The organism is Levilactobacillus acidifarinae DSM 19394 = JCM 15949 (assembly GCF_001434835.1).
Classification (GTDB): Bacteria; Bacillota; Bacilli; order Lactobacillales; family Lactobacillaceae; genus Levilactobacillus; species Levilactobacillus acidifarinae.
This window is the reverse complement of sequence record NZ_AZDV01000026.1, coordinates 276,073-302,455: the sequence shown is the minus strand read 5'-3', so window position 1 is coordinate 302,455 and position 26,383 is coordinate 276,073. Positions and strand designations below refer to the sequence as shown.

General features: G+C 50.9%; 24 protein-coding genes, 1 pseudogene and 1 CRISPR repeat array. Of the genes and pseudogenes, 11 read left to right on the top strand and 14 right to left on the bottom strand.

Going from position 1 to position 26,383, the window contains the following annotated elements; translation table 11 throughout:
- Positions 1-23 precede the first annotated feature (23 nt).
- From FD25_RS09135 to lspA, 5 genes are all read right to left on the bottom strand, one after another.
- The gene (locus FD25_RS09135; protein ID WP_057803495.1) at positions 24-2,597 is read right to left on the bottom strand and encodes a carbamoyl phosphate synthase preATP-grasp domain-containing protein; all 2,574 of its coding nucleotides are present in this window, start codon (positions 2,595-2,597) and stop codon (positions 24-26) included.
- Between the two features lie 2 nt (positions 2,598-2,599).
- Entirely contained in the window at positions 2,600-3,673 is a 1,074-nt protein-coding gene (locus tag FD25_RS09130; RefSeq protein WP_057730027.1) for a carbamoyl phosphate synthase small subunit, read from the bottom strand.
- Between the two features lie 31 nt (positions 3,674-3,704).
- Entirely contained in the window at positions 3,705-4,238 is a 534-nt protein-coding gene (gene pyrR, locus FD25_RS09125) for a bifunctional pyr operon transcriptional regulator/uracil phosphoribosyltransferase PyrR (RefSeq protein WP_057803492.1), read from the bottom strand.
- Between the two features lie 132 nt (positions 4,239-4,370).
- Positions 4,371-5,294 (bottom strand): RluA family pseudouridine synthase, encoded by a 924-nt coding sequence (locus FD25_RS09120; RefSeq protein ID WP_057803489.1) that lies wholly within the window; start codon positions 5,292-5,294, stop codon positions 4,371-4,373.
- Between the two features lie 5 nt (positions 5,295-5,299).
- The gene (gene lspA, locus FD25_RS09115) at positions 5,300-5,764 is read right to left on the bottom strand and encodes a signal peptidase II (RefSeq protein ID WP_057803487.1); all 465 of its coding nucleotides are present in this window, start codon (positions 5,762-5,764) and stop codon (positions 5,300-5,302) included.
- 365 nt (positions 5,765-6,129) lie between these two features.
- On the opposite strand from lspA, the gene FD25_RS09110 reads away from it, so the two are divergent.
- On the top strand, positions 6,130-6,771 hold the full coding sequence (locus FD25_RS09110; protein WP_057803485.1) for an FMN-dependent NADH-azoreductase: 642 nt from the start codon (positions 6,130-6,132) through the stop codon (positions 6,769-6,771).
- A gap of 72 nt (positions 6,772-6,843) precedes the next feature.
- Here the strand turns inward: FD25_RS09110 and FD25_RS09105 are convergent, their stop codons facing one another.
- Positions 6,844-8,106, bottom strand: coding sequence for an APC family permease (locus tag FD25_RS09105; protein ID WP_420835898.1), 1,263 nt, complete (start codon positions 8,104-8,106; stop codon positions 6,844-6,846).
- Between the two features lie 217 nt (positions 8,107-8,323).
- A complete protein-coding gene (locus tag FD25_RS09100; protein ID WP_057803482.1) occupies positions 8,324-8,683 on the bottom strand; it encodes a hypothetical protein in 360 nt (119 codons plus the stop codon).
- Between the two features lie 287 nt (positions 8,684-8,970).
- Between FD25_RS09100 and proB the strand changes: the two genes are divergently transcribed.
- On the top strand, positions 8,971-9,768 hold the full coding sequence (proB, locus tag FD25_RS09095) for a glutamate 5-kinase (protein WP_057803479.1): 798 nt from the start codon (positions 8,971-8,973) through the stop codon (positions 9,766-9,768).
- Positions 9,769-9,792: 24 nt separating this feature from the next.
- Positions 9,793-11,037 carry a glutamate-5-semialdehyde dehydrogenase gene (locus FD25_RS09090; RefSeq protein WP_057803474.1) on the top strand — a complete coding sequence of 415 codons (1,245 nt, stop codon included), beginning with the start codon at positions 9,793-9,795 and terminating at the stop codon, positions 11,035-11,037.
- Between the two features lie 88 nt (positions 11,038-11,125).
- Here FD25_RS09090 and FD25_RS09085 read toward each other — a convergent pair whose 3' ends face one another.
- Positions 11,126-11,947, bottom strand: a complete 822-nt coding sequence (locus FD25_RS09085) for a hypothetical protein (RefSeq protein WP_057803472.1) — start codon at positions 11,945-11,947, stop codon at positions 11,126-11,128.
- Between the two features lie 329 nt (positions 11,948-12,276).
- Here FD25_RS09085 and FD25_RS09080 point away from each other — a divergent pair, with 329 nt between their 5' ends.
- Positions 12,277-12,462: a hypothetical protein gene (locus tag FD25_RS09080; protein WP_057803470.1), complete on the top strand. Its 186-nt coding sequence runs from the start codon at positions 12,277-12,279 to the stop codon at positions 12,460-12,462.
- 5 nt (positions 12,463-12,467) lie between these two features.
- Positions 12,468-13,049 (top strand): ATPase, encoded by a 582-nt coding sequence (locus tag FD25_RS09075; protein ID WP_057804301.1) that lies wholly within the window; start codon positions 12,468-12,470, stop codon positions 13,047-13,049.
- 211 nt (positions 13,050-13,260) lie between these two features.
- Here FD25_RS09075 and FD25_RS09070 read toward each other — a convergent pair whose 3' ends face one another.
- Together FD25_RS09070 and FD25_RS09065 are read right to left on the bottom strand one after the other, a co-directional pair.
- Complete coding sequence (locus FD25_RS09070) at positions 13,261-14,925, bottom strand: formate--tetrahydrofolate ligase (RefSeq protein WP_057803468.1); 1,665 nt, start codon at positions 14,923-14,925, stop codon at positions 13,261-13,263.
- On the bottom strand, positions 14,925-15,344 hold the full coding sequence (locus FD25_RS09065) for an EbsA family protein (RefSeq protein ID WP_057803466.1): 420 nt from the start codon (positions 15,342-15,344) through the stop codon (positions 14,925-14,927). The genes FD25_RS09070 and FD25_RS09065 overlap by 1 nt, the downstream gene beginning before the upstream one ends.
- A 34-nt stretch (positions 15,345-15,378) precedes the next feature.
- Here FD25_RS09065 and FD25_RS09060 point away from each other — a divergent pair, with 34 nt between their 5' ends.
- The gene (locus FD25_RS09060) at positions 15,379-15,786 is read left to right on the top strand and encodes a ribonuclease HI family protein (protein WP_057803464.1); all 408 of its coding nucleotides are present in this window, start codon (positions 15,379-15,381) and stop codon (positions 15,784-15,786) included.
- Here FD25_RS09060 and FD25_RS09055 read toward each other — a convergent pair.
- A complete protein-coding gene (locus FD25_RS09055; RefSeq protein ID WP_057803462.1) occupies positions 15,762-16,886 on the bottom strand; it encodes an NAD(P)/FAD-dependent oxidoreductase in 1,125 nt (374 codons plus the stop codon). The genes FD25_RS09060 and FD25_RS09055 overlap by 25 nt on opposite strands.
- 494 nt (positions 16,887-17,380) lie before the next feature.
- Between FD25_RS09055 and cas9 the strand changes: the two genes are divergently transcribed.
- From cas9 to FD25_RS09035, 4 genes are all read left to right on the top strand, one after another.
- On the top strand, positions 17,381-20,617 hold the full coding sequence (gene cas9, locus FD25_RS09050) for a type II CRISPR RNA-guided endonuclease Cas9 (protein WP_057803460.1): 3,237 nt from the start codon (positions 17,381-17,383) through the stop codon (positions 20,615-20,617).
- A 5-nt stretch (positions 20,618-20,622) separates the two neighbouring features.
- Positions 20,623-21,537, top strand: a complete 915-nt coding sequence (gene cas1, locus FD25_RS09045) for a type II CRISPR-associated endonuclease Cas1 (protein ID WP_057803458.1) — start codon at positions 20,623-20,625, stop codon at positions 21,535-21,537.
- On the top strand, positions 21,527-21,853 hold the full coding sequence (gene cas2 / locus FD25_RS09040; RefSeq protein ID WP_057803456.1) for a CRISPR-associated endonuclease Cas2: 327 nt from the start codon (positions 21,527-21,529) through the stop codon (positions 21,851-21,853). The genes cas1 and cas2 overlap by 11 nt, the downstream gene beginning before the upstream one ends.
- 130 nt (positions 21,854-21,983) lie before the next feature.
- A CRISPR array of direct repeats spans positions 21,984-23,075; the repeat unit is 36 nt; unit sequence CTTAATTTATACCCTAATTTGAAAGGAACTTAAAGC.
- 182 nt (positions 23,076-23,257) lie between these two features.
- Positions 23,258-23,470 carry a hypothetical protein gene (locus FD25_RS09035; protein ID WP_057803454.1) on the top strand — a complete coding sequence of 71 codons (213 nt, stop codon included), beginning with the start codon at positions 23,258-23,260 and terminating at the stop codon, positions 23,468-23,470.
- A 68-nt stretch (positions 23,471-23,538) separates the two neighbouring features.
- On the opposite strand, the gene FD25_RS09030 is transcribed toward FD25_RS09035, so the two are convergent.
- Positions 23,539-24,141, bottom strand: a complete 603-nt coding sequence (locus FD25_RS09030; RefSeq protein ID WP_057803453.1) for a nitroreductase family protein — start codon at positions 24,139-24,141, stop codon at positions 23,539-23,541.
- Between the two features lie 104 nt (positions 24,142-24,245).
- The gene (locus tag FD25_RS09025; RefSeq protein ID WP_057803451.1) at positions 24,246-24,779 is read right to left on the bottom strand and encodes a TetR/AcrR family transcriptional regulator; all 534 of its coding nucleotides are present in this window, start codon (positions 24,777-24,779) and stop codon (positions 24,246-24,248) included.
- Positions 24,780-24,967: 188 nt separating this feature from the next.
- Between FD25_RS09025 and FD25_RS09020 the strand changes: the two genes are divergently transcribed.
- Positions 24,968-25,633 carry a CPBP family intramembrane glutamic endopeptidase gene (locus FD25_RS09020; protein WP_057803449.1) on the top strand — a complete coding sequence of 222 codons (666 nt, stop codon included), beginning with the start codon at positions 24,968-24,970 and terminating at the stop codon, positions 25,631-25,633.
- A gap of 251 nt (positions 25,634-25,884) precedes the next feature.
- Here the strand turns inward: FD25_RS09020 and FD25_RS09015 are convergent.
- Positions 25,885-26,383: pseudogene (locus FD25_RS09015) on the bottom strand (hypothetical protein); the annotation flags it as partial.

The following is a 26,383-nucleotide window of genomic DNA, read 5'->3' as shown; positions in this document are numbered from 1 at the left end:
TGGCGCCTTTTTGTATTAGTCAATTAAATCGTGCGGTTGATAATCCGGTCGAGTTCGGCCGTATCACTCAGGTTGTTTAACTTTAACGCCTCACTGGAACCAAAGGCAATCGTCGCGCCCACTTCCTGGTCCGTGGTGCCGGGCCGGTTCAAGACGTGCAACTGCTGGAACGGAAAGACCGCGTTCATCAACGCCACCCGTTTACTGTTCAGGTCGATCTTGATGGCCGCCAGTTCGTCGGCGTCCAACGTTTCGATGTGTTGGCGCGTCAGCATCCGCACCCAATTGATACCCGTGACCTTGCTCAAGAAGGCCATCTCGGTCAAGCGAATCGGCCGAGTTCCGACACACACTAGTTGCTTAGACGTGGCGTTTTTGGGGGCAAACAGGACCTGGACCATCCCCCTGACCTGCCGCTCGCTGACGGCCTTTTTGGCCTGTTCGACCAGGTTCAGGCGCGTTGCCTTGGGTAATTCGGCCGGCATGCGGAACGCCGTGATCTGTGCGAGGTTCTGGGTCATCCCCGGGGCGATCAGATCCATCACTCCAATGGCCACCTTTTCCTGTTCGTGCACGAAGAGACTGACCCCAATCGTCGCCATCTTGGGCAACTTGTCAACGGTCTCCTGATCCGGCGGTAACACGTGCAGATTTAAGTGGCGCTTTTTTAATTCGCGCGTCAGGTAGTGCCGGTTGCCCGGGACGATCACGATGTCGGGGTGCTCCACGTGAATGACGTTGAGCACGTCGCCCAACTGAATGGGATCGACGTACTGTTTGTCGGAAAACTCGGGCGCCACGCCAACCGCGTTCGGGTTGGTATTCATCAAAATGGTGTGGTAACCCGCCCGTTTCAGTTGCTTGAGCATCTCGGTGGTAAAGTACTCGGCCGCCGAGTTGGGCCCCAGCTGGTTGCCACCCCGGCCCAAGACCAGGGCGGTTCGGTCGCCTAACGGTTGGCTTTCGTTTTCGTATTCAAACGTGCTGTAGTAGCCACTGGCGTCTTCGGGAAATTCACCGGCCGTGGGTTCGATCATCTTGTAGGTCGGCTGGATGGCTGCCTCGGTCGACAACCGACGTATCTCGGCGGTATCGGTCTGCCAGATCCGCGCAATCATCCCGTCCCCAAAGCCGTAGTAGCGCGCGCGTTTCAGCGTGGCGACGTCCAAGGGATTTTCCTGGATCTGCTTTTCGATGGTCAAGAGGTGCTGGAGCTTCACGAAGTAGAACGGATCGATCTTGGTCAGTTCACTGAGTTCGGCCGGCGAGTATCCCCGCCGCAAGGCTTCGATCAAAACCAAGATTCGGTTAGCCAACGGGTGGATCAATTGACTGATCATTTCCCCGTCGGTCAGATTACTGACGGACGGTAAGACGTCCCGTGGTGAAAACTGCGAGCTCCGAACCGACTTTAACATCGCTTCTTCGACCGAGCGACCGATGCCCACGGTCGAACCGACCGCCTTCATTGCCGTGTCCAGGTGCTGGTCCGCATCGGGGACCTCCTGGAACGGCCAGAGCGGAATCCGCACGCTGATGTGGTCGTTCATGGGTTCCATGATGGCCGTTTGCTTAACATATTGACTGGGCAACTTCACGTCGACTAGGCGTTGGCCCAGCAACAGTTCGCCGGTCACGATGGCCACGGGGTACCCCACGGTCCGCGCCGCTAGCGCCACGCCACGCGTAAAGTACGGGGCGACCTTGGTCACGTAGAAGTGCTGGTTAGCCGGGTTCAACGCGAAGTGGACGTGTAAGATGCCCACCACGTTGAGTTCCGTGGCAATCCGGAAGGTGGCGTCCCGTAAGTCCTGGTACTCCCGGTCGTTTAAGGTCTGCGGGGGACTTAGGACGATGGAATCGCCGGAATGAATCCCGATCGGGTCAACGTTTTCCAGCCCACTAATGAGCAGTTCCGTGTCGACACGGTCGCGGATGGCGACCATTTCGATTTCCTTATAGCCGACCACGCTACGCTCCAGGGTACACTGGTCGAAACGTGACTGTTGGAAGCCCTGGCTCAGCGCCGTTAACATGTCGTCGACGTTTTCACAGATGGTGCGGTTGGTGTCGACGCGTGGCGCGACCGGTTTGACGATCAACGGAAACCCGATCGCCTCGACTAGGCCCAACGCCTCGTCTTCGGTCTGCACGACCTGGGCTTCGATCACCGGTTCGTGAATTTCTTTTAGGGTGGCGTTTAGCGCCGCCGGATTATTGATTTGTTCTAAGGTACTGGTGGGCATCCCCAAGACGGCCACCTCGTAACGCCCCAAATCCCCGTTTTCCTGGAGTTCCTGGGCGATGCGCATCCCCCGCAGCCCCCCCAACGTCGGTAAAATGGCATCGGGTTGGTCCTTTTCTAAGATGTGGCGCACGTTGGCCGTGGTGACGGCCTGCACGTACATATTGGTGGGTTGGATCTCTTCTAAGGCCACCGAGAAGGGATTGTTATCGATCACCAGCGTGCGGACCCCGTGCTTCTTAAACTCGGTCAGGATCTGTACGGTGGCCCCGTCTAGTTCGGTCTCGTGACCAATCTCGGTCGGCCCACTGCCAATAATTAACACTTTCTGTAACTGATCCCAATTTTGCAACTCTATCCCTCCCGTGAGGTCATCGCTTCCATGAATTCATCGAAAAGGTCGCGACTTTCGTGAGGCCCCGGGGCCCCGTCCGCGAAAAATTGTACGGAAAAGGCCGGAAAATCGCGGTGTCGCAACCCCTGCACGGTCCCGTCGATCAGGTCCACGTAGGTGGTGATCAACCGGTCGCGGTCGATGGATTTCGCCAGCACCGCGTACCCCTGTCCCTGGGTCGCGTAGATGACGTCGTTGGTGATAATGCGGCGAATCGGGTGGCTACTGCCGTGGTATTCGACCGGTAGCGCCGTTAATTCCGCGCCGTTGGCCAGGGCAAACAGTTCATGGCCCAAACCAATCGCAAACAACGGAATCTCGGCTTGGACCTCGCGAATCATGTCGAGCACCCCGGTCCCCAGGTCTAACGGCGATCCCGGTCCCGTGGACAACAGGACACCGTCGGGATCCAGGTTCAAGACGTCCTGAGCGCTGGCCGTCCACGGCAAGACCGTGACGTTGCAGCGCCGTTCGGACAATTGTCGCAAGATTCCGTGCTTCAACCCGAAGTCGATGACCACCACGTTCTTACCGGTATCCGGGTTGGGGTACGGTTTCGGTGTGGCGACTTGATCGACCTGGCGGTTAGTCAGCACCGTGGCGTTCAACTGGTCGAACGCGTGCGCGTCGGCCACGTCGACGATACTGCCCTTCATCGGCCCCGCCTGGCGGAGCTTACGAATCAGGTGTCTAGTATCGATGCCGCTGATGCCCGGGATGTTGTGCTGCTGCAGAAATTCGTCGAGCGAAAGCCGGGATAACCGGTTCGTCGAGATGTTGGTCAAGTCGCGGACCACCATCCCCTTAGCCGTGGGCAGGATGGACTCGTAGCTGTCGTGGTTGATTCCCACGTTGCCGATGGCCGGTTGCGCAAAGATGATGATTTGGTTGTGGTAAATCTGGTCGGTGATGGTTTCTTGATAACCCAAAAGGTTCAGGTTAAAAATGACTTCACCGCTCGTGGTTGCCCCGGCGCCGAACCCTTCACCCGCGTAAGCCGAACCGTCTTCTAAAATTAAATAACGTTTTGCCATGCAAAATCGGCCCCTTTGTCTAGCTAGGTGCTTACGCCTTTAAGATTTCCACCGCGTCGCGATTGTCGATTTCGCTGACGGAGACTTTGATCCGTTCGCGTTGAGAACTCGGAATGTTTTTGCCCACAAAATCGGCGCGAATCGGGAGTTCTCGGTGGCCCCGGTCAACTAAAACGGCCAGATTAATGCTCTTCGGTCGACCCAACGCCATCACGGCACTCATTGCCGCGCGAATCGTCCGACCGGTATATAACACGTCGTCGACCAGGATCACTTTCTTGCCGGCCACGGGAAACGCAATGTTGGTCGCCGTCACTTCGGGTTCGTTCTGCGCGTCGTGTTCGATGTCGTCACGGTACGGCGTGACGTCGAGGTCACCGACCGGGACCGTCACGTTTTCCAATTGTTGTAACCGACTCGCAATCCGGCGGGCCAAATAGACGCCTCTGGTCTTGATTCCTAGGATCACCAGGTCGTCTACCCCTTTGTTTCGCTCGATAATTTCGTATGTAATCCGGGTTAAGGCCCGTTGCATGGCCATTGCGTCGACAACTACCTTTGGCATTATATTGTCCTCCTCGAAAATTTTCAGATTATAGGTAAGGAAACGGACGGGTCTCTTCGGCAAAATTGGTGAAGAAACCCGCCCGCCTAACTACCGGCAAACCCGTTTGATATTAAGTTTAGCATAAAAAAACTAAATGGCTTTGTCAACCGGTAATCCCGCTTGGCGCCGTAAGCGTTGCACGGTGTCGTGAAAAATCGGCGGGACCGGACAGGTAAAGTCCAGTTGTTCGCCCGTGGTGGGTTGTTTAAAGCCCAGTTCTCTGGCGTGTAAGAATTGGCCGTTGCCCTTCAAGGTCTTCTTGGGCCCGTACAGCGGGTCACCGGCGACCGGGTGCCCGATGTAGGCCAAATGCACCCGAATTTGGTGGGTCCGGCCGGTCTCCAAACGACAGGCGATCAGCGTGAACTCGCCGTAACGTTCCAGCACCCGAAAATGGGTCACGGCCGGGCGACCATCGGCCACGACGGCCTGTTTCTTGCGATCCTTTGGCGACCGGCCGAGCGGTGCGCGAATCACGCCTTCGTCTTCCTTGAAGTTCCCGTGCACGATGGCCAAGTACTCTCGCAGGTTGGTTTTGGCGTGCAGTTGTTCGGACAGGCTGTGATGGGCGTGGTCGTTTTTAGCCACCATCAACAACCCCGACGTGTCCTTGTCGATGCGGTGAACGATGCCGGGCCGCAACTCCCCGTTGATCTGGGAAAGTGGACTGTGGTACAGCAGGGCGTTGACCAGCGTGTGGTTGGGGTGCCCCGGGGCGGGATGGACCACCATGCCCTGCGGCTTGTTAACCACGATCACGTCGTCGTCTTCGTAAACGATGTCTAAAGGAATGTTCTCGGGTGTTAAATCGATTGGTTGCGGGTCCGGTAAGGCGATGTGGACCACTGCCCCCACGGGAGCCACGTCTTTGGGCCGCACCGTCTGGCCGTCGACCGTGATTTGACCGGCTTCGATGGCGGCCTTAGCCTGGGACCGCGAGATTTCGGGTTCCGTGACCGCCACCAGCTTATCTAACCGTAATTTTTGGTCTACCGTAAATTCTTTGATGTCCATGTTTACTATTTAGCCTCCCGTCGATCGGCCAGAAACACGCCGATCATAATCAAGATGACCCCCACCGTCAGGCAGGAATCCGCAAAGTTAAAGATAGGAAAATTCACAAAATCGAGTTGGAACATGTCCACGACGTAGCCCTGGGTCAGGCGGTCGATGAAGTTGCCGACCGTACCGGCCATCATACAGGCCAAGCCCAGTTCGTCGATCCAGTGATCCTTTTGGTGGCGATAGCGCCAGAAGAAGACCCCCATCACGCCTAAGGCCACGATGGCGATCACGGTAAAGAACCACATCTGGCCCTGCAAGATGCTCCAGGCCGCCCCGTCGTTACGTAAATGTGTCAGCGAAAAAACACCGTTAATCACCGGGTGCTGGCCCCCCAACGCAATGTTGGCCACCACCGCGTGCTTGATGAGTTGGTCGATCACGATCAACACAATGATGAGAACGGAATCAAAAATCAACATGGGACCGAATCCCCCCTTTTTGAGTTTAGTCATTGGCTAAAAGTATACCAGAAAAACCGGCCATCGCGGCCTTAACCTGGTAATTTCACCCCCGAAATCGACTAGCTCGGCGTTGGATGTTGCTTAAAGCCCCGGTCCGGGATCGCACCGACCGTTACCAACCGGCACTTTCACGGCTTAACGGTCCCGTTACGTCCCGCTGAAAACCGCTAACCACGGGGATTTATCCGCGAATGGGCAGGCATTTGTGGCGGAGTGCTAACGATCGGTGCCACCCCTAAAAGTGAAAATTCTTGCAAGATGGCTTTATAATGTAAGCGCTTACTGTTATAATTAATTTATCGTTAAGAAAAGAGGAGTTATTAATGACTAAAGTATTAGTAATTTATGCTCACCCTGAAACGAAAACCTATTCAACGACCGATAAGTTCTACCAACAGTTTATCACGGCTTACCGGACCGCCCATCCCGAGGACGAGGTCATCGAACACAACGTCTCGGAATACATGCCGTTCCCGTTGGATAAGATTGCCGTGGCCATCTATAACAAGGCCCTGGTCAATCAACCACTGAACCCCGACGAAGAACGTTTTAAAGCCTCCCGGCAGGCCTGGATCGACGAGTTTGTGGCCGCCGATAAGTACGTCTTCGTCAACCCAATGTATAACTTGTTCGTGCCGACCGAGATGAAGAGCTACCTCGACATGGTCATGCAGATTCCCGACACCTTCCATTATACCAAGGAAGGCACCATGGCCGGCGCCTTAGCGGGTAAGAAGGCCATTCACCTGCAGACGTCCGGTGGCGACTACCACGGCACGGCGGGCGGCCCTGACATGAGTCAACTCGACTTAGGCCACCAGTACCTGCAGGCCGTCTTACACGTAATGGGCATTACCGACTTCACCGGCGTTTACGCCGAAGGAATGGATCACGATCCGGCCAACGCGCCCGACATCATGGCCAAAGCCTTTGGCCGCGCTGAAGAAGCGGGCCGCAACTTCTAACTTTAATTTCAAACTAAAACCCGTTTTTCAACCACCTTTAGCGGCGACGAAAAACGGGTTTTTAGCGTCTTTTTAATGCGTCGAGCGCTGGCCGCGTTCCAAAAACCAATAAAACGGCATGGCGATGACCAGGCACCCCAGCCCCATGACCAGCTGGAAGACCGACGCCTTGGACAATAGCCACAGACTAACCAGCACCGCCAGAATCGGCAAAACCGGTCCGAACGGCACCCGGAAGCGACTGCCCTGTTGGACCTTACGCCGCCGGAAAATCAACACGGCCAGAATAGTCGGAATGTACTGGGCGAACCGCGACACCACCGAGATGGCTGCCAAGGTCTGGAACGTCCCGGAAATGGCTAACGGGTAGGCAATCACAAACGAGATCACCATGGCCACGGCGGGCACGTTTTGTCGGTTCCGGTAGCCCACGACCTTGGGCATCACGCCGTTATCGGCCATCGACGCCCCGATCCGGGGCAAGTAGAAGGACTGTGCCGTGGCGATTCCTAAGATCGACACGATGGTCCCCACGGCCACCAACGTTTTGCCGGCCGGACCAATCATCCGTTCCAGCCCGTCTTGAATCGGCGCGCTGCTGGTGGCCAGTTGCGGTCCCAAGACCCCGATGGAAACCACCTGAATCAAGATGTAGAGTAACGCCACGACCGCTAAGACCACGATGATGGCCAACGGAATCGTGCGTTGCGGGTTCCGAAATTCCTGCGCCGCAATCGCCAGGGCTTCAAACCCGGTGAAGGCGTAAAAGATCAGAATGGCCGCGGACCCAAACGAGCCACCAAAACTGCCGGTGGTCACCACGAAAGGTGTAAAGTGCGCCCCGTTAATGAAGAAGACCCCGACGCCCACGAAGATCAGTAGCGGGATCAACTTGGCAACCGTGATCACGTTGTTGACCAACTTGGTCAGGGTGATTCCCGAAATGTTGATCAACGTTAACGCGCCCAGTAGGAGCAGAATCGTCAAGTCTTTCCACAGGGGTTGGGTGAGGACCGGGAAAATCGCGCCCAACGCCGTGGTAAACGCGTTGGACATGGTCGCCCACGCGATGATGCTGATGGCCCACACGCTAAAGCCGACCTCGTAACCCACGAAGTTCCCGAAGGCCTCCTTGGCGTAGAGGTACGGTCCCCCATTTTTCTGAAAATAGGTCGCGTCTTCGGCATAACACAGGGCAATGGAAATGATCAGTAACATATCAAAAATAAAAACTAAAATACTGGCCGGCCCAATCAGTTTTTCCGCCTGACCCGGCAATAAAAAGATTCCTGATCCAATAATTGAATTGATCCCCAGCAAGATTACACTGAGCATCCCAAACTTGGCTTTCACCATTTCCCATCTCCCAAATTAATCAACTCTCATCACCAGCTTAACTAGTGACAAAATCAATTATTGTCCAGGAAGGTCGTGCCGTCAACTTGAACGATTCAGTCCCCTCAATTGTCACATCCGTGACCGGGCCACTGCCACTCAAAAAGACGTTTCCCCGTACTAACGGAAAAACGCCCTGTCGTCATTGATTGGCTAGTTACTGGCCGTCGGTGCGCAGATACCCCCAGAGTTGTCTCAACGTCTGGTAGAGAATCCCGATCGTAATCACGGCGGAAGTGCCCCCGATACCGACCGCTAAGTAGACGTTGCGGGTCCGTTGCGCCCAGCTAAAACTTTCGGCGTTTAGCGCCCACAGGCCCAACGCCGCCAGAATCAGGACGGCCCCGTCTAAACCGATGAGCCCGATGGTCAGCAATAATGCGCCCAATGAATTTGGGTCTAGCTCCCGTTGGGCGATCAACCGCCGGGCGAATTTCTCGCAGGCCATAATCGTCACCCAGGTAAACGCCCCACCGAGCACCGCCACCAGAACGGTTCCCATGAATTTCAGTACCATCGCCCCATCGACTCCTTTTCGCTAGTTTCATTATTCCTAGTTTACCCGGAAAAGCGGCGTTTGTCTGGTCATCCGGAGAAAAAGCGCGAGTTCGTCCTAAAAAAGCCCCCGCCCCCTGAACCGGGCCGCGTCAAAAATTTACTCATCGGCTGCTAAAGACTTAAGTTCCCCCAGTTTCACGACCACAACGCCCGGCGCCGGGGAAATGAGACTTGTTTTTTCGCCATAAGTGGGCAATGATATGAGTCATACGCAACGCCAAATTCTCGAAAAGTAGGTGGCAAGTCATGTCAACACGTCAACCGTTATCCGCCCACCGCGTCGTCATTAAGGTCGGCACCAGTACTCTGGTCTATCCCGACGGCGCCATCAATCTCCGAGCCATCGATCAACTGGCCTTTGTGGTCAGCGCCATGCGCCACCGGGGCCGTCAGGTCGTCCTGGTTTCCTCGGGAGCCATTGGGGTCGGCCTGAACTATATGGGCGCCCACCAACGGCCCAAGGCCATTCCGGAACAACAGGCCATCGCCGCTATCGGCCAGACCGAGCTCATCTCCATCTATAAGGAACGTTTCGCCACCTACGAACAAAAGGTGGGCCAGGTCCTCTTAACGCGCGACATCTTCACCTACCCCAAGAGCCACCGCAACGTCTTAAACACGTTCGAGTCCCTCCTACACCAAAACGTGGTCCCCATCGTTAACGAAAACGACACCGTGGCCGTGGACGAACTGGATCACGAGACCAAGTTCGGCGATAACGACCAACTTTCAGCCATCGTCGCCACTAACATCGACGCCGACCTGTTGATCATGCTGTCGGACATCGACGGCTTCTATACGGGTAACCCCCAGGCCACCACTTCGGCCAAGCTCCTTTCCCACATCGCCACCATCGACGAGCACACCTACGACCTGGCCGGCGGCAGCGGTAGCCGATTTGGCACCGGCGGCATGGTCACCAAACTCAAGGCGGCCGAGCGCATGCTGGCGGCCAACGGTCAGATGATTCTGGCCAACGGTGCCGATCCCACCATCATTTTCAAGATTCTGGCCGGCGATTCCGTCGGCACCCTGTTTGGTTAACCCCACGCCTAAGGAGGTAGTGATATGACGACCATTGATTTAACAACTCTGGGCCAAAATGCCCAAACGGCCAGCTTCGCGCTTAGCGACCTGACCGCTCCTCAGAAGAACACGGTCCTGCAGCGCATGGCCGACGCTTTATTGACCCACCAGGACACCATCCTGGCGGCCAACGCCCACGACCTGGCCAATCCCCAAGTGCCCGCCAAGTTCGTCGACCGCTTACGCCTGACCCCTGAGCGGATTCACGCCATGGCCACTGGATTGCGGCAGGTGGCGGCGTTACCCGACCCGATCGGCAACGTCGATCACGCCTGGCGTAACGCCGCGGGACTCCTGATTGCCAAGCAACGGGTCCCGCTGGGCGTCATCGGCATGATTTTTGAAGCCCGGCCCAACGTGACGGTCGACGCCTCGGCCTTGTGTTTCAAAACGGGGAACGCCGTGATCCTCCGTGGCGGCAAGGAAGCCCTGCAGTCCAACCTTGCCTTAGTCACGATTTTACGCGACGCCCTGACCGCGGCTCAGGTCGACTCCAACGCGATCCAACTGCTCCAGGACACCAGCCACGAAACGGCGGCCAAATTCATGCAATTGACCGACTACATCGATGTCTTGATTCCCCGCGGTAGCGCCCGGTTGATTCAGGCCGTGTTACGCCAGGCCACCGTCCCGGTCATCGAGACCGGGGCCGGCAACTGCCACGTCTACGTCGACGCCGACGCCGAGCTTCAAATGGCGACCGCTATCGTGGTCAACGGCAAGGTCCAGCGCCCCGCCGTCTGCAACGCTACCGAAAAACTCCTGATCCATCAAGCCGTTGCGGCAGACTTTCTCCCCACCATCGTCCACGCCCTGCGCGCTCAAGGCGTCGAGGTGCGGGGGGATGCGGCCACTCAGGCCATCGTCCCCGACGTGATCCCCGCCACCCCAGACGACTGGGGCACCGAATACAACGCCCTCATCATCGCTATCAAGGTCGTGCCCTCCGAGACGGCCGCCATTCAACACATCAACCACTACAACACCCAGCACTCCGAGGCCATCGTCACCAACAACTACCGTGCCGGTAAATTGTTCCAGCGCCGGGTCAACGCGGCCTGCGTGTACATCAACGCCTCGACGCGCTTTACCGACGGCTTCGAGTTCGGTTTCGGCGCCGAGATTGGCATCTCGACTCAGAAACTACACGCCCGTGGGCCGATGGGGCTCGCCGAATTGACCTCGTACAAGTACGTGATCGACGGCGACGGCCAGGTCCGCGCCTAACCCCATCCCAAACGAAACAAATGGCACTGTCACCCCGCTTGCGGTTGACGGTGCCATTTTCATTTGGTTTAGTGCCTTACGGTCAGTCTCATGCCTGACCAATGATTGTGACCAAGGTCTTGCCGCCCACCGTGTAACGACTCCAAAAGAGGGCGTTCGGATCATCCGGGTCACCGGCTGTCCGGAATGGGCGGTGCTGATTAACGACGGTCAACCGATACTTCAGCTTGCCGCTCTGATGGACCCGTTTCATCCCCCAGCCGGGGACTTTTTTGGCAAAGTAGAACTGCCGTGTATTGCCCCGATTAGTGGCCTTTTGAATCTTTTCCTGAAACTGTGGTCGTTGATTCCCATTGACGGCGTTCGGATTTTTAAAGCGGGTAAACTCGGCGAAGCCATTGCTGGTCACCTTCAGTTGGGAGTGAACTTGGTTGTCTTGATTGGGATTGGTCGTGAATTTCATTTGCCGCAAGGTCCCCAGACTCAGCGCAGGTAAGTAAGCCGGTCTGGCAATCCGTTGGTAATCCTGCGGGCGCTTTGAGCCGATGGTCCCACTAGTGGACAAAAGCTCAACGTTTTTCGGCCGCCCCTTATTTAGAAACTTATAATCAAGCTGGCCTAGGTAAAAACTAATTGCTGGTTTTTCGACGGCTGAGCCTTTGAACTTATTTCCAATAACGACGGTGCCTTTCGGGAGTTGTCGCGTTTTCTTGGTCTTGTCGGCGTAGAGCAAGACTACTGGGGTGGCACGTTTGACCTTATAGTATTTATAATCGTTAAGCTCGTAGTCTTGAACCTCATGGCCGCCAATCTGGTAACTCTTGGCCATAGCCGTCCTGGGAAACATTCCGCCCAGGGCCACCAACAGGGATAACAGGGCGATGACTTTAAGCATTACTTTGGGGGGCATATCTTCAATTCTCCTCATCTCTAATTTTTTTAACAATAATGTTAATTTAGCCGTTAGTCGCTAGCCATCCCACGAGAAGGCAAGACTAATTTGGCTGAGAATCGTAATTGAGTTTGATTTCATATTTGTTACTGTAAGTCCCCTCTAGCTTATCCGTAAACTCGATGGCTTAAGTTTTAGAACGATCCCCGTTCCATCGGACGCAGTGTCCATGTCCAGAGTCACCGAATGTTTCAGCAATTCTGGCATTTAAGTAACGCATTTCTGATCGCAGTGTTTAAGGAGAACATGGTATACTAACGGTGCGCAGTATTGAAGGAGTGATTGACATGCAAAATATCAAAGAAAAAAATGATAGTCAAAGTTGGGCTCAACACGCATCTCTCAAAGAATTACGGTTGGCAGCCCAGTTAGAAAAAGATCCATCCCGACAAGCTGTCTACCTATCCTTGTATAATCACGCGCTACAGCAAGCACAAAAACAGATCATTCAGCGAAAAAAATTCGTACGTTAGTGACCATGTGCCGATATATAATTATTGCCGGAATTAACGGGGCCGGTAAAAGTACCCTGTACGATAGTGAACCGGATCTATTTGCGGGAACTAAACGCCTGAATGCCGACGAAATTTTACAACAATCTAACGGTGATTGGCGTTCCACTGCTGATAATCTAAGAGCAATGAAGCTGGAATTAAAGGAACTCCATGCGTGTCTCACACACGGTAAAAGTCTCCACGTTGAAACGACCTTAGCCGGAAATGGAAAAACTCAAATCGACTTAATTACTGAAGCCAAAACTTTAGGCTTTAAAATAACATTATGTTATATCACCTTAAGAAATAGTGAGTTAGCTATTCAAAGAGTTAACGAACGGGTCATCAAGGGTGGCCATGGTATCCCATCAAAATTGATTCAAAAACGATTCGACCAATCCCGAAAAAATTTTGCTAAAATTGCCCCACTATGCGATATTGTCACGATTTACGATAATACCACTGGTTTTCACAACGTCTACTATAGAGTCGGCCAAACGGTTACCCTTAATCAGCTAAAATCATATCCCTGGCTTCAGGCTTTTTGGCCGAACTTTCGTTTCTGATTAATCCTTAAATTTCAAGGTCCTAGCAATTCGCTGGGGCCTTTTTAGTGCGAGCAAATCCGGTAGACGCGCTAACGGCGACCAAAAATAAAACTGGCTAGTCTGTCGCCGGTAAAATACCGGGAACAAGACCAACCAGTTAGTGGTTTGGCACTTAGTAATCATTTTATAGCGGTTACTTCAATGCCGCCTTTTTCAATCAATCCAATTTTTAGAACAGTCCCGTAATCGTCCCATCGGCCGCGATGTCCATGTCTAAGGCCGCTGGATGTTTCGGCAGGCCCGGCATGGTCAACACGTTTCCGGTCAAGGCTACCACGAAGCCGGCCCCCAGGCGTGGCGAGAATTCGCGCACGTGGATGGTGAAGTCCGTCGGGGCCCCCAACTGGTGGGCGTCATCGGTCAACGAGTACTGGGTCTTAGCCATGCAGACCGGCAGGTGATCCCAGCCGCGCTTGGCAAAGGTCTTCAGTTGCCGTTCCGCCTTACTCGACAGTTCGACCTTGGCCCCCCCGTAAATCTTTTGGGTGATGGCCTTGACCTGCGTCAACAGGTCCGTACCCGGTTTGACCAACGGCGTGAAGTGACTTTCCTGGTTGGCCGCCTTGACCACGGCTTCGGCCAAATCGGTCGTCCCGGCCCCACCATCGGCCCATTCGGTCGTGGTCGCGACGGCCACGTTTTGGGCCTTAACGATGTCGGTCAACGTTTGGATTTCCGCGTCGGTATCGCTGGTGAAGCGGTTGATGGCCACGACCACCGGCACGCCGTACTGCTGCATGCTGTGGATGTGCCGCAAGAGGTTAGCGCTCCCCTGCTTTAAGGCCGCCAAGTCCTCGGTTTCCAGGTCGGCGCGCTTAACGCCACCGTTGTACTTCAAGGCCCGGACCGTTGCCACGATGACCACGGCGTCCGGTGTCTTGCCTAAGACGGGGGTCTTGATGTCCATGAACTTTTCGCCCCCGAGGTCGGCCCCGAAGCCGGCTTCCGTCACGGCATAATCGCCCAGTTGCAGGGCGGTTTGGGTCGCTAGAACCGAGTTACAACCATGCGCGATGTTGGCAAACGGGCCCCCGTGAATGATGGCCGGGTTGTGTTCCAGCGTTTGAACTAAGTTGGGCTTGATGGCGTCCTTGAGTAACAGGGTGATCGCCCCGCCGACCTTCAAGTCGCCGACCGTCACGGGTTCCTTGTCGGTGTTGTAGCCGATGAGGATGCGGTTGACCCGGCGTTTCAGATCGGTCAGGTCTTCGCTCAGACACAACACCGCCATCAATTCGCTGGCCACGGTGATGTCAAACCCGTCTTGACGCGGTACCCCGGACGTCCGGCCGCCCAAGCCAATCACGGTCTGGCGCAGGGCCCGGTCGTTGATATCGAGCACGCGCTTCCACACGATTTGACGCGGGTCTAAGTGTAGCTCGTTACCCTGTTGGATGTGGTTATCGATCAGGGCCGCTAGGGTATCGTGAGCCTCGGTCAACGCGTGCATGTCACCCGTAAAATGCAGGTTGATGTCTTCCATCGGAACCACTTGGGCGTGGCCACCCCCGGTCGCGCCACCCTTTAAGCCCATGACGGGGCCTAGGGATGGTTCCCGTAAGGCTAAAACGGTCTTATGGCCGATCAGGTTTAAGGCATCCCCCAAGCCAATGGCGACTGTCGACTTCCCTTCGCCGGCTGGCGTGGGGTTGATCGAAGTCACCAAGACCAACTTACCCAAGGCGTGTTGGTCACTCAGGGGCAGGTTGATTTTGGCTTTCGTGTGGCCGTAAGGTTCAATCTGGTCGGGCGTTAAACCGACCTTGGCGGCAATCTTTTCAATGGATTCTAAGGGTGTGGCTTGGGAAATAGCAATATCTGTGTTTAAGGTCATTAAACGGATTCCTCCTCAGGATTTGACTGATCAATGGCGGTCTGAATCAGGCTCGCCAATTCGATGGCCGAATTTCGGGGTAATAAAAACTGATAAATTCGACCCTGGGCCACCAAGCCCAGCCGGTACCGGGCCAGGTGGACACTACTAACTTGATGTAACGGGATGACCAGGTGACGGTGGTTTAAGACCGTACTGACGGTCAACACGTTATGGGCCATGGTGATGTTACGAAAGTGGATCTCTAACCAGCAGAGCCCCGCAAAGGCCGCAAAAAAGGCCAAGGTGATCCAGTTAAAATGGGTGACTTCGAGCCAGAAAATGGCTCCCACTAAAAGCACAATCAGTGTCCAGCTCCAACTGATCACACTGCTAATCGGGTTCGGTTGGTACAAAAAGCGCCGTTCCTGGGTTATCATTACTTACAACACCTCACAAAAAGGAGTGATTCCTTTGTATTCATTATATACGGATGCCGCCACCCAACCGCAAAGCGGCCTGAGCGCCGGGGGCATCCTCTTGATTCACAACCACCAACAAACTCAACACGGCGTAACCTTAACCGCGACGACCAATCATTTGGCCGAGTTTGAAGTGGCGACCATCGCCTTTACGCAACTGGCCCACGATTTAGGCGCAGCGTGCGCCACGACCACCGTGCTCTTTTACACGGATAGTCAAATCGTGAGCCAGAGTTTAGACAAACGTTATGCAAAACACTATCAAGCACAGGTCGATGCCTTGTTGGCCGCGCAACGGCCCTTTCAACTGGTCCTAACGCAGTGGGTCCCCGAAAAACAAAACATGGGCGCTCACACGTTAGCCAATCAGGCCCTTCACGCCAGAGAAGACGTCAAATAGGTGGCCAACGGCTTTTCGTAGTTACGCCAATCGGGCGTGCCACCGTATAAGGCGGAACCGGCTAAGAGCCGCCCGATTTGGGGCCCGGTGGTCAGTCCGGACGAGCCTAACCCGGAGGCGACTAAGAAACGGTCGTGTTCCGGTAACGGGCCGAAGAACGGTGCGAAGTCGCTGGTGTAGGCCCGCGTCCCGACCCGCACGCCGGTAATGTTTTGATCCGTCAACCCGCTCATCAGTCGTTGCGCACTGGCCAGCAGGTCGGCCGTGACCGCGGCGTCTAGGCTCAGATCAAAATGCTTATCGTCTTCGTGCGTGGCCCCCACGATCAGTTTTCCGTGGCCGAACGGCACAAAGTCCCGTTCGCCTTCGGGCATCAACACGGGCAGGTTTTCCTGCAGGGGGTAATCCTTGACCGCTAACTCGATCAGCTGCCCCTTTTGAGCCCGGACGTCGGTTCTGACGTGTAACGGTACCAGTAATTCGGGCAGCCAGGCGCCGGCCGCGATAATGACCCGGTCGAACCGTTGGGCGCCTAACGACGTCACCACGTTTTCGTCCTGGTCCAACTTGACGCGTTCGCGCCGCACGGTCAGGTTCTTGTGACTGGCCTGCGTCAACAGGGCGTCGACCAGCGCGCCCCCGTCGACTTTAGCGCCACCGCTGAGGAACACCCCGGCTTGCGGGTTGGTCAGTAACGGTAACTTGGCTTGGACCTCTTGGGCCGTCAGCTGTTGGACCGTGCCCATGGTGGGTGCGGTCTTTTGGCGTTCCTGTGCCAGGGCGTCTAGGGCCTCTAAGTCCGGTAACGCGGCGCGCGTCACGATGGTCCCGGTTTGTTGATAAACCTCGGTCCCCAGTTGCGCGTCGTGGACCAGTTGCGGATATAGATCCGCCCCGTCCTTGGCCAAGCGATACCATTGCTGATTACGACGCTTGGACAACCACGGTGAAATGATGCCGGCCGCCGCCTTGCTGGCTTGGCCGTTTCCATCATCGTACAGGGTTACCTTCAAGTGTTGCGCCCCCGGCAGCGTACTGAGATAGTACGCCGCGGTCGCGCCCACAATGCCGCCGCCAATGATTGCAATTCGTTTTTGCATCTAATTCCGACCTCCTTATACCACCAATCTTGCACTCGGTTTCATTCTAGCATAACTTCTAACGGGGCGACGATGATTCTGCCCGGGGTTGGGGAAAAGTTAAGATTAAAACTACAATCAAATCGATTTAGGCCTTATAAATGTATTTAAAGATGGTACTCATTCACCAACCCCATCGCATTCTTATTATTGATTGGTCATTAGGAATTTTCATTCTTTAAGCGATAAATGTAGACTGTTCGATCATAATTTTTAATATAAATATTATTCTACCATAATATTTATAAACAAAAATGGTGTTTACTATTCATGAGTGTGATATACTTTAATTGTCGAGAGACAATAAATTTCTCTTTTATACCCTAATTTGAGAGGAACTTAAGGTAAGGGATATGGTTATTTTGGTAATCATATCCCCGTGCAGCTCTAGCCCCCACAAGATTCCTTGTGGGGGCTATCTGTCTATCCTAAATTTAAGAAGGGGCTACAATATAATGGGTTACTTAATCGGATTAGATATCGGGATTACTTCTGTTGGCTACGCCGTTTTACAAACTGACTTCAAGGGAAATCCTTACAAGATTCTCCTTATGAACACGGTGATTTTCCCCGTTGCTGAAGCCCCCAAGACCGGTGAATCCTTGGCCGCTCCCGTTCGTCAAAAGCGGAGTAGTCGGCGAACCAATCGGCGAACTAAGTTTCGTAAGCTTAGAGTTCAAAAATTATTCGTTCGGTTTGGCCTACTAGAATCTGCTGACGTTGCAACCTTCTTAAATCAAAAGGTTCCTCACCAAGACATCTGGCAACTCCGAAAAGATGCGTTAAATCGTAAGTTGTCTAATAGAGAGCTATTTGAAATTCTTTACTTTTTTGTCGGCCACCGTGGGTTTAAATCCAACCGAAGATCTGAAGTTACCGGTAAACAACCTAAAGACAACCAGGTCGTTTTGACAAGCATTCATGATAGAGGCAATACTCTGAATGACTTTGATTCATTAGGGGAAATGATGCAAGAATTACCGGAATTTAAGACCATTAAGCACAATAAAGCCTATCGACCTGATAACACTATCTATCCCCTACGTGCCTGGATTGAGCATGAATTATCTGCAATATTCTCGGTACAACAGAAAAATAATCGGCAGATTACAGATAACTTCATCACCCAGTACCTAGATATCTTTCGCTCACAACGGGACTTTGATCAAGGCCCCGCGGCCCCGAGTCGCTTTGGGGGTAATATGATTGAACGCATGGTTGGGCCGGATTCATTAGATGCTCACGAAAAGCGGGCTGCGAAATTAACTAACACTTTTTTTCGCTTCAATTTTTTAAGCACTTTAAATAATTTAAAAATTCAACTCACCCTTGGTGCTGAATTTCATCCCTTAACCACGCCACAACGAGAAATCGTCCTCCAAGCCGCAACGTTAAAGAGTTTGAATTATAAACAGATTCGCCATAAGCTTCAATTACCTGATTCTGCTAGGTTTAATTTGGTTCCGTATCAGTCTAATGAAGACCCCATTAAAACTGAATCCAAACACTATCTTTTTAAGCGTAAAGCCTTAACTCAAATTGAAGCTGTCACGGATAACCCCCAATTAATCGATAAAATTGGAACCATATTAGCATACTTCAAAGGCGATAAAACCCGTCAAGAAAAACTATCAGCCTTAAACTTAAGCCGTGCTGAAATTAAGCAACTGCTCCCCATTAATCAACCTGGATTTGGTAATTTATCTTTAAAGACGATGCACAAAATTCTTCCTTATCTTGAACAAGGACATCTCTACCATGAAGCAGCTCAACTTGCAGGTTATGATTTTCAGAACAACCTAGTTGACCGCCAATACCTACGGGATAATCTTAAAAACCCCGTCGTCAATCGTGCCATCGGTAAGACCATTAAAGTCGTCAATGCCATCATCAAAAAGTATGGTGACCCAGATGCCATTCACATTGAACTCACACGTGAAATTAAGCATAGTCATGAGGAACGGCAAAAAATTGCACGACAAATGAACACGAATATGGACCAGAACGATAAGGTTGCTGAACACTTACGAGAAAACGGTATCCCGGTGAATGGTCAAAATATTATCAAGTCTAAATTATTTTATGAGCAGAAGGGTATCGACTTATATAGTGGTCAGCAAATCAATGAACAAGATTTGTACACCGAGGATCATTACCAAGTCGACCATATCATTCCCTATTCCATTAGCTTTAATGATAGTTTTACAAATAAAACAGTTACCAGAACTAGCAATAACCAGAACAAAGCTAACCGCCTTCCACTTGAGTATCTCAGCGAGGAAAAACAAGATGCCTTTAGGGCACGTGTAATGTCGAACATTAGTAATTATCGTAAACGTCAAAACCTTTTAAAGGAAGGCATTACTGAAGACAACCGGCAACAATGGAAAACTCGCAATATTAACGACACCGGCTACATCAATCGACTGCTAAGCCAGTACTTACGGAATAACGTGCAGTTTACCAAAAAATCTCATAACCCGGTTTTTACAGTAAACGGTGCCACCACGGCCTACATTCGAAAGCGGTATGGCATTATTAAGAATCGACAAGCGACGGATCTACATCATGCCGTAGATGCTGTAATTATTGGCTGTATTTCTAATACATTCGTTTCTCGATTAGCAAAATACAGTGAAGCCCAGGAAGCAAGATATCATAAACAACTTTGGCAAATTACCCAATATCGACAAGAACATAAGGATTTATCTACTATTGAGTATCAAGAATTAATCAAACAGTTCCCACTCCCTTGGCCAGACTTTCGCCACGAACTAATGGCTCGACTCTCCACTGATCCGGCTAAGATGATGGCCCACCATACCTGGGAACATTATACTGACGAAGAAATTAGTCAGTTAAAACCTGCATTTGTCATCAGAAGCGCCAATCATAAAGTTACTGGTTCAGCACACGACGATACCATTTACTCTAAGAAGCTCTATGATCAGCGGGGGGTTGGTCTATTAAGAACATCCTTACAAAATCTGAAATACGATTCAAAAAAAGACGGGATCAAGAATTATGAACGCTTAAAGGACGGGAGCAACTCCTTAGTTTACGACTCCCTATTGAGAGCATTAAAGGAACATGACGGTAATGCTAAAAAGGCCTTCCCTGATAATCAGTTGCTTATTTCTACTGGTAATCATCAGCAAATCATTACGCACGTTAAGACCGTAAAAAAGATCACCCATCCAATTGAAGTTAATCGTGACACCGCAATTGCAATTGGCGGCCGCATGATTCGCGTTGATATTTTCAAACAGGCCAAGGCTCAGAAACTTATTGGCATTCCTGTATATGTCAACGATACTGTTAAGCCTACCCTTCCCAATCGTGCTTGTACTAGTGGAAAAAGATATAGTGATTGGTACCAACTTACCAGACAGGATCAATTTTTATGCTCATTAGTTTCCAATGATTTAGTTTTAGTTGAAACTGCTTCACCTCTAAAGGTCACTAACAATATCACCAATGAAGAAGTCCAAACAACTCAATTACTCTGTTACTTCTCATCGTTTAATATAGCCAACGCCCAAATTAACTTTCACTCAATTAACAATGATTCATCCATTAACCCAATTGTCTTAAATAAAGTTACATACCTTACAAAATATCAACTAGATTACCTCGGCAACTACTTCCCCGTCAAACACGAAAGTCGCAAAACATTTAACCGAAAGAGATGACTTAGATGTTCAGAAACATCTATCTTCATAGCCCTGCCCAAATCTCAATTGATCATTATCAACTATCTGTTTGTGTTAAGGATACTCAGTATCATTTTCCGTTCGACGATATTCAAAGTTTACTTATTGAAAACCCAAAATCTGTAATAACCGCTTCTGCTATTGCCCAACTTGCCGAGCACAATATTACCGTAATTACTTGCGACAAAAATCACTTACCAATTTCCACTCTGCTCCCCCTGCAAGGATCCTATCAACACCTTAAAACGCTTCAATTACAATTAAAGCTGACGAAAAGGATTAAAGAACGGATAACCCGAAAAATTATTAAACAAAAGATTTTAAATCAGTCCCAGGTAATTGGCTTGCTCACTGAAAATCCCACTGTGCAACAAAAACTCATGCGATTAGCTTCAGCTATTCAGGACGGTGATCCTGATAATCGTGAGGCTGTTGCCGCAAAAATTTATTTTGAAACACTAGGTGGTTCAGACTTTTCCCGGCGGTCCGAAGTAATCGTTAACGGTGCTTTGAATTATGGATTCGCCATTTTGCGAAGCTGTATTGCCCGTGAATTACTACAATTCGGGTTTGAACCTGCACTAGGATTTAACCATCACAACATTCAGAATGCCTTTAACCTTGCCGATGATTTAATCGAGCCACTGCGTCCGGCCGTCGAATTATATTGTTTCAAAACGTTTAATCCTAATGATTCGTCAGAATTAGACTCCCAAATAAAAAGCCGACTTTTAAACATCCTTAATTACGAAGTTCTGATCAATAATAACCAGGAATCCATTCGTCGAGCAATTCACTTAATGGTTGAATCTTTATGGTCTGTCTGTTCCGAACAAAAGATTTCCTACTTGGCACTCCCAATTGTTCAAAACTTAAAGGTACATGATAATGGAGAATAAACGCTTTATGAGAATTCTAGTAATGTTCGATTTACCTACCATCACAAAACAAAATCGGCGAAACGCTGCTCGCTTCCGAAAAGATTTAATTAATGCAGGTTTTGTAATGATGCAATTTTCGGTCTATTATCGACTCGTTAATGGGACTGACATGGCAAAAAAGTACGAACAACGTGTTAATGACTGTTTACCACCTAGCGGACAAGTTCGCTTACTCGTCCTAACCGAAAAGCAATTCAGCAGCATGCATATCATGCTGGGACCCATTACGCCGCAAGAAGCCGTTGTTGATAATTCTAATTTAACAGTCCTATAAGAAAAAAATCTCCCACGGCAGATATTATGCCAAGGGAGATTTTTTTCTTATAAATTAAGCTTAATCGGCAGAATTATAGTCAGGAAAACCTGACCTATCCCCCATGATTACAGCATTCATACCATATCGTCTTAATTTATACCCTAATTTGAAAGGAACTTAAAGCATCCTGGAATAAATCAATCAGGGAATATTGCTTAATTTATACCCTAATTTGAAAGGAACTTAAAGCCAAGGTACTCGACTTTTCGAGAGTAGACTGCTTAATTTATACCCTAATTTGAAAGGAACTTAAAGCGATATCTTGCTTAATCTTTCGCCGCTTAGCCTTAATTTATACCCTAATTTGAAAGGAACTTAAAGCCCGCACACAACGCTTTTATGGCGCACGGTGCTTAATTTATACCCTAATTTGAAAGGAACTTAAAGCTGACTAGGCGCTAGCCTTGTAATAGGATACCTTAATTTATACCCTAATTTGAAAGGAACTTAAAGCGGTATGCTGAAATGGCCTATTTGGTACGCGCTTAATTTATACCCTAATTTGAAAGGAACTTAAAGCTACAAGTTCAGCACTACATGATGGTACTCACTTAATTTATACCCTAATTTGAAAGGAACTTAAAGCGCTAGTCAGTTTGCCCTGGGCACCCTTGGTCTTAATTTATACCCTAATTTGAAAGGAACTTAAAGCTTGGTAACGGCCTATTTAAACCAACAATTACTTAATTTATACCCTAATTTGAAAGGAACTTAAAGCCAGATTGCGGACGATAACTCTAATTATGGGCTTAATTTATACCCTAATTTGAAAGGAACTTAAAGCTATCAAGTTGCGGTCTGATGGTAGTGTTTGCTTAATTTATACCCTAATTTGAAAGGAACTTAAAGCCTTATGAACCCGCTGGGAAGTATACCGACACTTAATTTATACCCTAATTTGAAAGGAACTTAAAGCTCAACAGAGATGATGCCGGTAACACCGTCGCTTAATTTATACCCTAATTTGAAAGGAACTTAAAGCAGTCAGGCGATAAAAGAGTTCCCTATTTTGCTTAATTTATACCCTAATTTGAAAGGAACTTAAAGCGATGAAGACGTCGTACTTCTCGGCCATGCGCTTAATTTATACCCTAATTTGAAAGGAACTTAAAGCTAGCACCGATCAAAGACCGCTTGACGTCTTCTTAATTTATACCCTAATTTGAAAGGAACTTAAAGCTGGCGTAGGTGAGTCAATAAGGCGACTCCGCTTAATTTATACCCCTTTATGTTAGCATTAAATGCTCTTGATAAAATAACTTGCTTTCGAATAATTTCTTACAGAGAATTCACCATATCCTCTCTCCTCAACGTGTTAGACTAAAAGTAAATCCAAATCACCTTAAAAGGAAGTGTCTAACCATGACCCAAGCCGATTCCGCCAAGTATTCGATCACCGTGACAGCCGATGACGACGGTAACGTTCAGTTAGCGTCCACCCTCGATGAGGGCCGCACCGTGAGTGCGCTGATGTTGTCGGCGCTGAGCACCATTAAGAAGAGCCAACCCCAGTTGACCCAAAAACAGTTTTTAGCCATCTGTAACGGCATCTGGGACTACGATCAGAAATATTGACCCCAGTCAAAAAGGAGCGCCACCTTCACGTTTTCGTGCAGGTGGCGCTCCTTTTAAACGACTTTAAGTTACTTAAAAACCTTGAACCGATCGGCATCGGCCATGAAGTCCTTATCGCCGGCCGGCGCTTCGATGGACCCAAAGTCCATTTCGGCCCGTAATTGCCAGCTGGCCGGAATATCAAACGCGGCCCGCACCTGGTCATCGATCAGTGGGTTGTAGTGCTGTAGGTTGGCCCCCAAACCGTTTTCGGCTAAGGCCGTCCACACGGCGTACTGGGCACTGCCCTGGGCCTGTTCCGACCAGTCGCGGAAGTTATCGGCGTACAGCGCAAAGTTGCCTTCGAACTGCTTGACCACGGCCGTATCCGTGAAGAACAGCACCGTTCCGAAAGCGGCCTTAAAGCCGTTGATCTTCGCCGCCGTCTTGGCGAAGGCATCATCGTCCTTGACTACCTTGCGTAGTGCGTCGTGGACGATGTCCCAGAGCCGGTCGTGGGCCTGATTGAACAGAATCACGGCGCGGGTCGTCTGGTTGTTAAACGGCGTTGGGGCCAACTTGATGTTGGTTTTAATCAAGTCCGTCAAGTCGTCTGGCGTAGCGGTCACGTTGCGACCAAGTGCGTAGATACTCCGGCGTTGTTTAGCTAAATCGATCAATTGAGTTTTCATAATAGGTAAAGTCCTCACTTTTTAAAATTAATTTTTAGTTTAAATGCCAGAACATCTCTGGTGTGAATCTAGCATATCAACTTACTTTTTGAAAGTAAAGGAATTTAACCTGTCGTTGCGGATAATAGTTGGGTAACCTGTTGCTGAACCCAGTCCGTGGAATAGGTCGCGGGCGGCTGCACCAAAACACCTAATAGGAAGGTCCACACCGCCGCCACTTGCTCGGGAGCCAAAGGTTCGGGTACCGGAGTCTGAGCCCCCCACAGCGTCAAAACGGTAGTCAGACTCTGGGGAACCGGCCACGGCTGGGTTAAGCCAAACGCCACCGCACGGGGGTGGTCCTGCTGATAGCCCAATAAATTCGTGATCAAGCGACTGAGCATGGCATCGGGCGCCGGGGAATCCAACACCCCCGTTCGTAGCGCCGCCTCCACCTCGGTTAAGATGTCCGTGCGCAAGACCGTTAACAGACTCGCTTTATCCGGAAAATGCCGGTAAATCGCCGCGGGTGTCACGGCTAAGAACTTGGCCAGTCGCCGTAACGACAATTGGTCCACGCCCAACTCCTCTAATTCCTGGCGGGCCCGTTGTTGGATCGCCGCGGCTAAATTTTCCCGGTGATAGGGTTGCTTGGTCATCTTAACACCCTCCTTAGGATGAAATCGGTTACATCAACTAGTTTAAGCCTATGTTATCACCGATTACATCTAATGTAAACAATGATAACATTGATCACTTTAGCTAACCTTTACGTTTTTTTTACACGTTAAATCACTGAATGGGCTTACAATGAAGGTAATCATCCTATTAGAAAAGAGCAATTCCTATGTCCGATACCGTTTCTCGTCGCCGGTTAACCTGGCAATTCATCGCTTTTTGGCTTACCTGGCTAATTGTCCAGATCGTCATCAACTCCCCCATTGAACGTCACCTGTCCGGATGGCCCCAAGAGTTGACCCTCGATGCCATCAAGTTAGTCGTCTGGTTGGGTGGCGGCTGGTGGTTCATTCATCAAACCCAGCCCCAAACACTCGCCATTGCCCCCCGGGAACAGTGGCGCCCTAACTGGCACTTCTCGGCCGGTTACCTCATTTGGGGAATCGTCGTCGTTTATCTACTCGGTCAATTCTGGTTGACCCATCACGGCCTGCGCGTCAGTCACAGTTTCCTACCCGAATACTGGGGCCGCTACTTCGTGGTCGTGGGGATCACCGAAGAGTTCGTCTTTCGCGGGTACTTCTTAAACGCCCTCCTCAAACACACCAGCTTTGCTTGGGCCAACACCCTTCAGGCGTTGGCCTTCATGTCAATGCACATTCCGCGTTACCTCACCACCATGCCGCCAATGAGTCCGACGGTTTGGCTCAGTAACCTAATCTCCGTGGCCTTACTCGGCGCCCTCTTCGGTTGGTTATACGTCAAAAGTCGGTCACTCTGGCCCGGTATCATCGTGCACATGACCTGGGATATTCTGGTCACGCTGTTCTCGTAAGCTGGCCCCCATTATCGAAGTCAATCGAAAAAGAATTGTCCCGCTAAACAATTGAAATCGTTTAGCGGGACAATTCTTTTTTAATAGCTAAATCTTACTGGTTAACCAAATGTAATTCTGAGAAATTAGACGGGTAGATGAATACTGCAAAGACGGCATACGTGTCGCTGGATATTTTCTGCGTAGCACACCCAATGCGCACTGAGGAAAAGAAGGTTTTCGGATTCGTTCCCGCTTGATAATCCCAGTCACTAAGATAGGCCCATTGTCCCGGTGAGGACATCCGGCCAGTAAGTTTTCATATAAGGTGCTAAGGACGATTCCGCTTTATCGGGCCCATTGCCAATAATCGCACTAATCCCATTCTTGGCTAAAGAACGCTTATATATCGCACGATCATGATCATTATCGTTAGCACCAGAAAAGTCACCAAATGATCCAAAAAATGTCAGGTGTTGAACCGCAAGCGTTGACTTGATATGCGAAGCTTGCAAGGCATCATGCAGGAACCCTTTAGCGGCAACCATCAATTGTGGATCAGGTTTAGCCCCGTGTCCCAACCCTTTAATGGCCTGGACGGCATGCGGATCGTTAACCGTTGAGGTTGGCTGTGAAGACTGATTCGTCTTAGTCGTTCCCGTGTTGGAAGCAGTACTATTAGTCGTCTTATTCGTTGCCGGCTTTAAATAGCCGCGCCAAATCCATCCTTGTAAAGTGCCATCAGCGCTTTTAACGTGATAGTAAATGGCT